At 58.8% G+C, this 10961-nt stretch carries 12 protein-coding genes; 2 read left to right on the forward strand and 10 right to left on the reverse strand.

Annotation, left to right across the window (positions count from 1 at the left end; genetic code table 11):
* Positions 1-202 precede the first annotated feature (202 nt).
* Both purD and UN63_RS03500 read left to right on the forward strand, forming a co-directional pair.
* Positions 203-1489, forward strand: a complete 1287-nt coding sequence (purD, locus tag UN63_RS03495; RefSeq protein WP_104485391.1) for a phosphoribosylamine--glycine ligase — start codon at positions 203-205, stop codon at positions 1487-1489.
* Positions 1490-1934: 445 nt separating this feature from the next.
* Positions 1935-2303: a COG4315 family predicted lipoprotein gene (locus tag UN63_RS03500; RefSeq protein WP_104485392.1), complete on the forward strand. Its 369-nt coding sequence runs from the start codon at positions 1935-1937 to the stop codon at positions 2301-2303.
* Between the two features lie 56 nt (positions 2304-2359).
* On the opposite strand, the gene UN63_RS03505 is transcribed toward UN63_RS03500, so the two are convergent.
* The 10 genes from UN63_RS03505 to UN63_RS03550 form a co-directional block, all read right to left on the reverse strand.
* A complete protein-coding gene (locus tag UN63_RS03505; RefSeq protein ID WP_104485393.1) occupies positions 2360-2716 on the reverse strand; it encodes a sirohydrochlorin chelatase in 357 nt (118 codons plus the stop codon).
* On the reverse strand, positions 2713-3144 hold the full coding sequence (locus UN63_RS03510; RefSeq protein ID WP_181068164.1) for a hypothetical protein: 432 nt from the start codon (positions 3142-3144) through the stop codon (positions 2713-2715). The genes UN63_RS03505 and UN63_RS03510 overlap by 4 nt, the downstream gene beginning before the upstream one ends.
* 123 nt (positions 3145-3267) lie before the next feature.
* Positions 3268-3540 carry a nucleoid-associated protein HU-alpha gene (gene hupA, locus UN63_RS03515; RefSeq protein ID WP_104485395.1) on the reverse strand — a complete coding sequence of 91 codons (273 nt, stop codon included), beginning with the start codon at positions 3538-3540 and terminating at the stop codon, positions 3268-3270.
* Between the two features lie 283 nt (positions 3541-3823).
* Positions 3824-4687, reverse strand: a complete 864-nt coding sequence (locus tag UN63_RS03520; protein WP_104485396.1) for an NAD(P)-dependent oxidoreductase — start codon at positions 4685-4687, stop codon at positions 3824-3826.
* Between the two features lie 150 nt (positions 4688-4837).
* Positions 4838-6307 carry a succinylglutamate-semialdehyde dehydrogenase gene (gene astD / locus UN63_RS03525; protein ID WP_104485397.1) on the reverse strand — a complete coding sequence of 490 codons (1470 nt, stop codon included), beginning with the start codon at positions 6305-6307 and terminating at the stop codon, positions 4838-4840.
* Positions 6304-7326: an arginine N-succinyltransferase gene (astA, locus tag UN63_RS03530; RefSeq protein ID WP_104485398.1), complete on the reverse strand. Its 1023-nt coding sequence runs from the start codon at positions 7324-7326 to the stop codon at positions 6304-6306. The genes astD and astA overlap by 4 nt, the downstream gene beginning before the upstream one ends.
* Before the next feature lie 78 nt (positions 7327-7404).
* Positions 7405-8619, reverse strand: a complete 1215-nt coding sequence (locus tag UN63_RS03535) for an aspartate aminotransferase family protein (protein ID WP_104485399.1) — start codon at positions 8617-8619, stop codon at positions 7405-7407.
* A gap of 394 nt (positions 8620-9013) precedes the next feature.
* On the reverse strand, positions 9014-9595 hold the full coding sequence (locus UN63_RS03540; protein WP_104485400.1) for an anthranilate synthase component II: 582 nt from the start codon (positions 9593-9595) through the stop codon (positions 9014-9016).
* Positions 9596-9706: 111 nt separating this feature from the next.
* Positions 9707-10681 carry an elongation factor P--(R)-beta-lysine ligase gene (epmA, locus tag UN63_RS03545; protein WP_104485412.1) on the reverse strand — a complete coding sequence of 325 codons (975 nt, stop codon included), beginning with the start codon at positions 10679-10681 and terminating at the stop codon, positions 9707-9709.
* A gap of 99 nt (positions 10682-10780) precedes the next feature.
* On the reverse strand, positions 10781-10961 hold a 181-nt coding region (locus UN63_RS03550; RefSeq protein WP_146084709.1), incomplete at its 5' end, for a transposase.

Genomic DNA, 10961 nt, shown 5'->3' on the forward strand with positions numbered 1-10961 from the left:
AGGCAGGAGACTGCGTTCACCGCCAGACAGGCGGCTCGAATGCAAGAGGGGATGGAAGGGAATCGCCTAAGCCGACCGTGACATGCCAGGGATGGCATGTCCGAGCCCCCAAGGATGGGTTTATGGCGTGTCGGCGTGGCGAACCCTTCCGTCCCCTGGGCTCCTTCCCCCGTTTTCGCGTTAACAGTTTAAGGAACAGACCATGAAGGTATTGGTAATCGGCGGTGGCGGTCGTGAACACGCCCTGGCCTGGAAAGCCGCCCAGTCTCCCAACGTCAGCCAGGTATTCGTGGCCCCCGGCAACGCCGGCACCGAGCTCGAGCCCAGCCTGACCAACGTGGCCATCTCTGCCACCGACATTCAGGACTTGCTGGCCTTCGCCAGGAAAGAGCAAGTCGGCCTCACCATCGTCGGCCCCGAAGCCCCGCTGGTGGCCGGTGTGGTCGACGCCTTCGAAGCCGAGGGCATGACCATTTTCGGCCCCAGTGCGGCCGCCGCACAGCTGGAAGGCTCCAAGGCCTTCACCAAGGACTTTCTGGCTCGCCAGAAGATCCCCAGCGCCGACTATCAGAACTTCACCCAGGTGGAGCCGGCTCTGGAATACCTGCGTGAAAAAGGCGCCCCCATCGTGGTCAAGGCCGACGGTCTGGCCGCCGGTAAAGGCGTGATCGTGGCCATGACGCTGAGCGAAGCCGAAGCCGCAGTACGCGACATGCTGGCCGGCAATGCCTTCGGCGACGCCGGCAGCCGGGTGGTAATCGAAGAATTTCTCGACGGCGAAGAAGCCTCTTTCATCGTCATGGTAGACGGCGAGCATGTGCTGCCCATGGCCACCAGCCAGGATCACAAGCGCGTCGGCGACGGCGACACCGGCCCCAACACCGGTGGCATGGGCGCCTACAGCCCGGCCCCCGTGGTAACGCAGGAAATCCACGATCGCATCATGGAGCAGGTGATCATGCCGACCGTACGTGGCATGGCAGACGAAGGCCATGTTTACAAGGGCTTCCTCTACGCCGGTCTGATGATCGATGAAGCCGGTCAGCCCAAGGTGATCGAGTTCAACTGCCGCTTCGGCGATCCGGAAACCCAGCCGATCATGCTGCGCCTGCAGTCCGATCTGGTGGAACTGTGTCTGGCCGGCTGTAACGGCACCCTGGACCAGGTTACCGCCGACTTTGATCCCCGCGCCTCCGTGGGTGTGGTACTGGCCGCCGGTGGCTACCCCGGCCACTATCGCCAGGGCGATACCATCACCGGCATTCCCGCCGGAACCGACACCGCCAAGGTGTTCCATGCCGGTACCAAGTTCAAGGACGGCAAGCTGGTTACCTCCGGCGGCCGGGTACTGTGCGCCACCGCCCTGGGCAATACCGTGACCGAGGCTCAGGCCAACGCCTATGCCGCGGCACGTCAGATCGAGTGGGAAGGCGTGTTCAGCCGCAGCGACATCGCCTACCGCGCCATCGCCCGCGAGCAGCAGCAATAAGCACTATTCGCCTGCAAACCAGAGCGGCCCTTTCGGGCCGCTTTTTTTATAATACCAATCTGATCAAGATTTTAGCCTGCACCCCAGAGGCAACACAGCCACCTCCCTCGACACGCCATGAATCCTTCCCTGGAGGCTCGGACATGCCATCTGACCGCCTTCCATGGCGGTCGGATGTCATGTGCTGAGCGTTACAAGGATGTGCTTGAAGCGGGTCGGTGGAGCAGACTCTTTGTCCGACATTGGTACAGAAATGAAATAGATCATTTGTTTAATGGAATTAAAAGGGATCCTTACGAACCGTACGCCTATCGCTGAATTGGCACCTTACATCGCATCGCATAAAAACCGCCTACTATCTAATCAGGTGCCATCGACTATCTGGTGCAGGCATCTATCCATAAGCCTCTATTTACCCAGAAGCCCCCATCGAGGAGAGTAACGGATGTTTCATAAAGCATTGATCGGTTTAACCCTGACCTTCAGCCTGCAGGCGCTGGCCGCGCCGGTGCAGATGGCCGATACCCCGGAGGGAGAAATACTGACTAACACAATCGGCATGAGCCTGTATGTGTTTGACAAAGATACACAAGGAGTCAGCAACTGTAACGACACCTGTGCAGATAACTGGCCACCGCTGGCCGCTACCAGCGATGACACAGCCGACGGCGACTACGGCATCGTGACCCGGGCCGATGGCAGCCTGCAATGGAGCTACCAGGGTCAGCCGTTATATCTGTGGAAAGAAGACAAACAGGCGGGTGATATATCGGGAGATGGCAAATTCGATGTCTGGCATCTGGCCAGGCCTTGATACCAACTGACACTATGCAAACATGTAATGAAAAAAGAGCCCGATCGGGCTCTTTTTTATAACTGATGTCCCAGCCAGTTGGCAAAACCCGGCAGGGCGCCGAGATGGGGCAACAGGGTGAGATTGACGTCGGGATACTGCTCCCGCTTCTGTACCAGTACCGAGGGCAAGTCCTTGACCACATGCTTGCCCTCTGCCAGAAAATACGGGAACAGCTTGATGTCTCTGGCCCCGGCGGCCACCTGCTGGTCGATAGCCTGCTCCAGAGTCGGCTCGGCCAGTTCCCAGAAACCGTGCCCCATCAGCTCGAAATTTTCGGCCATGCTGGTGCTCAGGCTCCGGGCAAAGGCCGCGATTTCCTCGTTGGCCGCCGCCCGGCGACTGCCGTGGGCAATCAGAATAAATCCGTTCATATGACTCCTGCTTTACGCCGTACCTTCGGCGCCTGGGCCGTTAGTACGTCGACACAATAATCCCAGCTCGCAATACGGTAATGCTGAATGTCCTCATCCAAATGGGTGCCCTGGCTCTGCTGGTGAAACCAGGTCAGAAAGCGAGAGGGAGTAATCAGCTGGATCTGGCTGTCGATATCGGTTTCATCGTCGTCCATAAAATCCAGCACATCGGCCCCTTCCAGCACCTGATAGCCAAACAGATGATCAAACTCCAGCTGATAGATGATCTGAGGCGGGCTATCGATATCGGTGGGCATGCCCATCGACAGCACCAGTTGGCCATTCCATACATCCTGATGCAGTTCGGTCAGCATCAGCCCCTTGGCCAGGCCCCGGGCACCGGCCCATGGCGTTGCCACCTGTCGAATCGCGTTCACTTCCATCATAGCCTCCCTGAGTCGGGAACAGACTGGGTTCACTTATAACCTGTGTCAGTTATAACAACCTAAGGATTAAAGGAGCAAGTACGGAGGGGAAAAAAACCCGGCGAAAGCCGGGTTTGGAAGCGGTTACTTGATGGCGTCTTTCAGCGCCTTGCCGGCCACGAAGGCTGGCACGTTGGCCGCAGCAATCTGGATTTCATTGCCGGTCTGGGGGTTGCGGCCGGTACGTGCGGCGCGGTGATTTACCTTGAATGTACCGAAACCGACCAGTTGCACCGGGTCACCTTCTTTCAGGCTTTGGGTGATACCGTTGATTACTTCTTCCAGGGCTGCCTTGGCCTGAGCCTTGCTCAGATCTGCTTTGGCGGCAATTGCATCGACAAGCTGAGTCTTATTCATAGGGGATCCTTTCTCACTTGGCATTAAGTGGTTGCCCACTGTATTCAAATTTAAGGCTCAAGCAAAGCCTTTGTCTTGATGCCAAATATCAAGTGCCGTTGTTTTGTGCGGAAACTGCGGAAAACATCACATAACCGCAAGGAAAAATGCCTGTAGCCCAAGGCCACAGCCGAAACAGCATAGCCGACCACCTTTACGACCGCCAGCGTTGTCAGCGGCCTCAAGGGCAAAAAGGGAGCCATGGCTCCACGCTGCGACGGCAACCGACATCTCATGTTTCGGCTCAGGATTCCAGACTCTTGATCACCACGGTGGAGTCGCAACGACCGAAGCCGTCGGCCAGCAGCGTTTCATATACCTTGTGTACGTGCTCGGTCAGCGGCAAGGTCAGCCCCTGCTGCTCGGCTTCATCCAGACAGATGCCCAGATCCTTGTGCATCCACTGAGCGGCAAAACCGAAGTCGAACTCGCCTTCCGCCATGGTCTGGGCCCGATTTTGCAGCTGCCAGCTCTGGGCGGCGCCACCGGCCAACACCTCGATCAGGATCGGAATGTCCAGCCCGGCCTTCTTGGCGATCATCAAGCCTTCGGCTATGCCCTGTACCGCGCCAATCACACAGATCTGATTCACCATCTTGCAGCGCTGGCCGGCACCAACCGGGCCCAGTCGGGTCACTTTTTTGCCGTAGGCGGCCAGCACAGGGCTGGCTTCGGCCACATCAGCCTCACCACCGCCGACCATCACCGTCAGGGCGCCGTTTTCCGCCCCAAGCTGACCACCGGAGACCGGCGCATCGATGAAGCGGGCGCCGACTTTATTTGCCGCCACCGCCAGCTCTTCGGCCAATATGGCCGAAGTAGTGGTGTGATCCACCAACAACGCGCCCGCCTTGATGCCTGCGAGCACGCCGTCATCACCGTAGACCACGGCACGGACGTCGTCGTCGTTGCCGACACACAACATCACCATGTCAGCGTCTTTGGCCGCCAGTGCCGGAGTGCCCGCACTGGTACCGCCATGTCGAGACACCCAGTCGGCAGCCTTGTCCGCATTGCGGTTATAGACACAGACGTCATGTCCGGCCTGCTGCAGGTGTCCTGCCATGGGAAAGCCCATCACGCCCAGTCCGATAAATGCCAGTTTCATTATCCTTACTCCCTATGCTCTTGATGCTTGTTCTCGATATCGATGCCGCTATTTGTACCAATAATCGGGGCCAACTGCACCCCTCCCCAGCAGACGAAAAAAGGGGAACGCGATGGCGTTCCCCTTTCGTCTGCTCAGACCCGATGGTCGTTAGAAAGTCAGGCCCGGTGACAGGGTCGCCGGCATGCTGACCTTGTCGTCCTCTACCGAGGCCACCGGATAGGCGCAGTAGTCGGCGGCATAGTAGGCGCTGGCGCGATGGTTGCCGCTGTCGCCGATGCCACCGAAGGGCGCCGCGCTGGAGGCGCCGGTGATCGGCTTGTTCCAGTTGACGATGCCGGCCCGGATGCGACGGAAGAAGTAGTCCCAGTCATCGGCACTGTCGGACAGCAGACCGGCCGACAGCCCGTAACGGGTGTTGTTGGCAATGGTCAGCGCCTCGGGCAGCGCGTCATAACGAATCACCTGTAGCAGGGGGCCGAAGTATTCCTCGTCCGGCAGCTCGGCAATGGCGGTCACGTCGATGATACCCGGCGACACCAGACCGGTACCGGCCTGCAGGTGTTTGAGCATCAGCAGGGACTCTCCACCCAGCGCCAGCAGATGCGCCTGGGCGGCAACCATGGACTTGGCGGCCTGTTGCGAGATCATCGAGCCCATGAATGGTTGGGGATCTGCGTCATACTGGCCGACCTTGATGGCCTTGGTCACGTCCAGCAGCCGCGCCAGGATGCGGTCGCCGGCTTCGCCGTTCGGCAACAGCAGACGACGGGCACAGGTGCAGCGCTGACCTGTGGTGATAAAGGCGGACTGCACTATGGTATGTACCGCAGCGTCCACGTCTTCTACCTGGGTCACTACCAGCGGATTGTTGCCGCCCATTTCCAGCGCCAGTATCTTGCCGGGCTGGCCGGAAAACTGATTGTGCAGCAGGTTGCCGGTGCGCGACGAGCCGGTGAAGAAGAGGCCGTCGATGCCCGGGTGCGCCGCCAGCGCCTTACCGGTGTCGACCTCGCCCTGCACCAGGTTCAGTACCCCGGCGGGCAAGCCGGCCTGCTCCCACAACTTGACCATCTCCTGGGCCACCATGGGGGTCAGCTCCGAGGGCTTGAACACCAGCGTATTGCCGGCGATCAATGCCGGTACTATGTGGCCGTTGGGCAGGTGGCCGGGGAAGTTATAGGGGCCGAACACCGCCACTACACCATGGGGCTTGTGACGGACGAAGGCCCGGGCACCGGGCATGGGATTTTCCACGGTACCGGTACGCTCGAAATAGGCTTTTTCGGAAATACCGACCTTGCCGACCATGGCCGCCGCCTCGGTCAGGGTTTCCCACTGGGGCTTGCCGGTTTCACGGGCGATGAGGCGGGCCAGGTTTTCCTTGTGCTCGGTCAACAGCTCGGCGTAGCGTTTGGCAATGGCCAGGCGTTCGCTGATGTCCCGCTCGGCCCAGGCTACCGCCGCCTCGCGTGCGGCGGCTATGGCCGTATCCACCTGATCGGAGCTTGCGGCCGCACCGCGCCAGATTTCTTCATTTTTGGCCGGATCCAGTGATACGAAGACGTCGCCTTCTCCTGCCAGCCATTGGCCATTAATGTATTGTACTGCTTCAGTCATCGATTCATCTCCACTACCCGGACGGTATCGCCGTCTTCCACCTTGAGCAAGCGGGCAACCTCTTCAGTCATCACCGCCTGGGCTTTTTCTTCATTAACTGCCAGATCCCCGATCAGGGCCCGAAAACCATCGAATCGGGTATTACTGATCAGATGCTTGCCGGCATCCAGCGGCTCGCCAATATGCACCTTCAACTGGCGGCTGTTGCGCACGGTGCGGATCTGTTTGAGATCGCACTCCACGCTGGGGCCGGCGTCGAAGATGTCGACATAACCACGCCAGGAAAAACCTTCCTCCTCCAGCAGGCGCAATGCCGGCCGGGTCTTGTCGTGGGTCTTGCCGATCACGGCTCTCGCTTCTTTTGACAGCAAATTGACGTAGATCGGGTATTTTGGCATCAGATCGGCGATAAATCCCTTCTGGCCTATGCCGGTCAGGTAATCCACCGTCGGGAAGTCCATGGAGAAAAAGTGCTCTTGCAACCAGCTCCAGAAGGGGCTGCTGCCGCGTTCGTCGGACACACCTCGCATTTCCGCCAGGATCCGGTGATCGAACAGCTCGGAAAACTCGGCCAGAAACATGAAGCGGCACTTGGACAACAGGCGGCCATTCAGGCCCTTGCGCGCCGATTCCCGCAAAAACAGGGTGCACAGCTCGCTGACGCCCGTGTAGTCGTTGGTCAGGGTCAGGGTATCGACCACGTTATAGATACCCAGCTTCGGCGAGCTGTGCACCTGCTTGCCCAGCAAATAGGTATAGAAGGGAGAAGACAGGCCCACGGCCGCGTCCAGGGCCGAGGTGCCCAGCACCTCGCCGGTGTCGCTGTCTTCCGCCACAAAGAAATAGAGGCACTCTCCCTTGCCCGCCGGTCGGCTGGCAAAAGAAGCGAGGGAGTGATCTATCTTGTTTTGCAACAACTCATCGTTCACCGGCAGCGAGGTAAAACCGTGGCCGGACTCAATGGCGATCTGCTTGAGGGTGGGTAAATCTCTCTGCTCGATGGGGCGAATCACCAACATGCAGAACTCCTTATTACAAAGTTGGCGACCAGAGCGAGGCAACCCTGCCCCGCCCTGAATTCCTGTCGCCGGAATGGTTTATCTGTTAACAACCCGGGCCACAGCGCGCTCGAAACGTGCCAGACCCTCAGCCACTTCTTCCTTGGTGATCACCAGTGAAGGAGCGAAACGAACCACGTTGGCGCCAGCAACCAGCACCATCAGCTGCTCTTCCATCGAGGCCATCAGGAAGTCGCGGGCACGGCCCTGATATTTCTCGTTCAGCACACAACCCAGCAGCAGGCCCTTGCCCCGAACCTGCTCGAAGCACTGGTATTTGGCGTTAATCGCTTCCAGCCCTTCCCGGTACCAGGACTCACGCTCCTTCACCCCGTTCAGCACCGCATCGGTGTTGACGGTATCAAACGCCGCCTCGGCCACCGCGCAGGCTAGCGGGTTGCCGCCGTAGGTGGAGCCGTGAGTGCCGACCTTGAGAGAGGCCGCAATGGCACCGGTGGTGAGCATGGCGCCGATGGGGAAACCGCCGCCCAGAGCCTTGGCACTGGTCAGAATATCGGGGGTCACGCCCAGATCCATGTAGGCATAGAGGGCGCCGGTGCGACCCACGCCGGTCTGCACTTCGTCGAATACCAGCAGCGCCTTGTGCTCGTCACACAGCTCACGCACGGCTTTCACAAAGTCCGCATCCGGGCTGATGATGCCGCCTTCACCCTGCAGTGGCTCCATGACCACGGCACAGGTGCGATCGGAGATGATGGCCTTGAGCGCATCCAGATCGTTATAGGCCACATGGTCGATATCACCCGGCTTGGGACCGAAGCCATCGGAATAGGTTTCCTGGCCACCGACCGTTACGGTAAAGAAGGTACGACCGTGAAAGCCCTGCTTGAAGGCGATGATCTGGGTTTTTTCCGGACCGAAATGGTCGATGGCATAACGACGGGCCAACTTGAAGGCGGCTTCGTTGGCTTCGCCGCCTGAATTACAGAAAAACACCTTGTCGGCGAAGGTGGCGTCGACCATTTTACTGGCCAGGCGCAGGGCCGGCTCGTTGGTCATGACGTTGCTCAGATGCCAGAGCTTTTCGCCCTGCTCTTTCAATGCAGAAACCAGCGCCGGATGGCAATGGCCCAGACAGTTGACCGCAATGCCGCCGGCAAAGTCGATGTATTCACGGTCTTGCTGATCCCATACGCGGGCGCCCTGGCCCCGTACCGGGATGACCTCGGCAGGAGAATAGTTTGGGACCATGACCTGGTCGAATAATTCGCGGGTGACTGCCATATCAGACATGCTTTGCTCCTCGAATACCGCAGCTTGCTCTGCGATAAAAGTTAAATCCATGTAAATTCACGAGTATTATTGCAAACCCTTGGTGACTTGTCTCTACAAAACGGAAACAACTCAGTTGATTGTTCGGTAAATTATAAAAATATAGTCATAGATATTGCATAAGCTCGCACCAAAAACGTCGGTCCGGTGATGAAGACGGACACAGGCTGCATAAACGGGCAAACAAAAAAAATTTCCAAAGACCGTCCGGAGAAGGCGGAAATACCATTATTCCCGGTATGCAGACCGCTGACGAACGAAAAACACTGATAGCCCCGATAAGTAAAACTAATATCGGAAGCCATCAGTAGAATTTCTAATACACTGCCGGCGGCATAAAAGGAAGGTGTAAGGCTTAAATGAGCGAGAGGAAGTTGTTCAGCAGCCGGTGGCCGCCTTCGGTCAGGATGCTTTCGGGGTGAAACTGCACGCTGTGCAGTGGCAGACTACGGTGTTGCATGCCCATGATTTCGTCCCGCTCGCCGGCCTCGTTCTCGGTCCAGGCCGTCAGCTCGAAGCAGTCCGGCAGGCTGTGGGCCTCGACTACCAACGAATGATAACGGGTCACGGTAAGCGGGTCCGGCAGGCCGGCGAACAGGCCCTGGCCGGTATGGCGAATGGCCGAGGTCTTGCCGTGCATCACCTGGCGCGCCCGCACCACCTTGCCCCCGTACGCCTGCGCAATGGCCTGATGACCGAGGCAGACCCCGAGAATAGGCAAGCGTCCGGCAAAGTGTTCGATAGCCGAAAGCGACACTCCCGCCTCAAAGGGGGTACAGGGCCCGGGCGAAATCACCAGCCCGTCCGGCTGCAAGTCGGCCATCTCGCTCAGGGTAATGTCATCGTTACGGCGCACCAGCACCTCTTGCCCCAGCTCACCGAAATACTGCACCAGGTTGTAGGTAAAGGAGTCGTAGTTATCGATCATCAACAGCATTGAAACTATCCGTTTGATTAGGTTGGTAATGGCTGGGCACTATCTGCATACCCGCCATGATACCCCCATCGGCGACGAACCTGAACCAGGCGGCGCCAAGGTACTGAATGCTCAGGCGCGGGTGACCGGGAAGGCGATCACCTGATCCAGCCGTTCGGCGCCGAGTGCCAACATGACGAGCCGATCTACGCCCAGCGCCACCCCGGCGCAGTCCGGCAGCCCGGCCTCCAGCGCCGCCAGCAGATACTCATCCACCGGGCGGGTCGGCAAGCCCCGTCGTATCCGCTCCTGATTATCCTGTTCGAACCGGCGACGCTGCTCGGCTGAATCACTGAGTTCATGAAAGCCGTTGGCCAGCTCGATACCTTTGAAGTAGACCTCGAACCGTTCCGCCACTCGGGCGTCTTGCTGGCTGATCCGGGCCAGTGCCGCCTGACTGGCCGGAAAGTGATAGACGAAGCAGGGCTCTCTCTGGCCGATACGGGGCTCGACCCCCAGCGCAAACAGCAGCTGCAACAGGGTATCTCTGTGCTCTTCACAGGCCATCAGGTCGTCGGCCCCCAAACCCAGGCCCGCGGCACGTAATTGGTCCAGCGAGCCGGTCAGTGGGCACACGCCCAAGGTATCGATAAACGCCTGCTGGTAGCTGAGTCTAGTGGGCGCGCCGCCCCCCAGCACCGCCTGCAGCAAGTCGGCCATTTCATCCATCAGCAAGTGATGATCGAAGCCGGGCCGATACCATTCCAGCATGGTAAATTCCGGATTGTGCAGCCGCCCCGACTCTTCGTTGCGGTAGGCTTTACAGATCTGGTAGATGGCGCCGCAGCCCTCCGCCAGCAGGCGCTTCATGTGAAATTCCGGTGAGGTTTGCAGGTAGAGCGCCAACCCTTGTGCCATGCCGGGGCCGACGAAGCGGGTCTCGAAGTTGTCCAGATGTACGTCGGTCACGCCAGCACTGGCCAGGGTCGGGGTGTCGACTTCCAGCACACCACGATCGGCAAAGAAGCCACGGATCCGCGCCAGCAGCCGGGCGCGTTGTTGTAAAAACGAAAGAGAGGCCGTAGGTGGCCAGGTAATCGAAGTCATGTGAATAGCGCCAAAATAAGAGGATTTTACCATAAACACCTTATATCCCCGTCATTCATGGCGGGGATATAAGGTGTGAACGGCGTAGCCGTTCCGTGGTTAATGGGACGTTTGTTGTTGCTCTATGTACTGTCGAATGATCTCTATCGGAGCCCCACCGCAGCTTGACGCAAAGTAGGATGGCGACCACAACGCCCCCTTGTAGTAGAACTTGGCTGCTATATCTGGCCGCTCTTTTTTAAGTACCCGACTGGATGCCCCTTTCAAGCTGTTCACCAGA

Origin of the sequence: Oceanisphaera arctica (assembly GCF_002936955.1) — a bacterium.
Classification (GTDB): domain Bacteria; phylum Pseudomonadota; class Gammaproteobacteria; order Enterobacterales; family Aeromonadaceae; genus Oceanimonas; species Oceanimonas arctica.

Bases quoted from the DNA above. Each gene is read 5' to 3' on its own strand.
- purD (WP_104485391.1), top strand. From the start codon at position 203: ATGAAGGTATTGGTAATCGGCGGTGGCGGTCGTGAACACGCCCTGGCC.
- UN63_RS03500 (WP_104485392.1), top strand. From the start codon at position 1,935: ATGTTTCATAAAGCATTGATCGGTTTAACCCTGACCTTCAGCCTGCAG.
- UN63_RS03505 (WP_104485393.1), bottom strand. From the start codon at position 2,716: ATGAACGGATTTATTCTGATTGCCCACGGCAGTCGCCGGGCGGCGGCC.
- UN63_RS03510 (WP_181068164.1), bottom strand. From the start codon at position 3,144: ATGATGGAAGTGAACGCGATTCGACAGGTGGCAACGCCATGGGCCGGT.
- hupA (WP_104485395.1), bottom strand. From the start codon at position 3,540: ATGAATAAGACTCAGCTTGTCGATGCAATTGCCGCCAAAGCAGATCTG.
- UN63_RS03520 (WP_104485396.1), bottom strand. From the start codon at position 4,687: ATGAAACTGGCATTTATCGGACTGGGCGTGATGGGCTTTCCCATGGCA.
- astD (WP_104485397.1), bottom strand. From the start codon at position 6,307: ATGACTGAAGCAGTACAATACATTAATGGCCAATGGCTGGCAGGAGAA.
- astA (WP_104485398.1), bottom strand. From the start codon at position 7,326: ATGTTGGTGATTCGCCCCATCGAGCAGAGAGATTTACCCACCCTCAAG.
- UN63_RS03535 (WP_104485399.1), bottom strand. From the start codon at position 8,619: ATGTCTGATATGGCAGTCACCCGCGAATTATTCGACCAGGTCATGGTC.
- UN63_RS03540 (WP_104485400.1), bottom strand. From the start codon at position 9,595: ATGCTGTTGATGATCGATAACTACGACTCCTTTACCTACAACCTGGTG.
- epmA (WP_104485412.1), bottom strand. From the start codon at position 10,681: ATGACTTCGATTACCTGGCCACCTACGGCCTCTCTTTCGTTTTTACAA.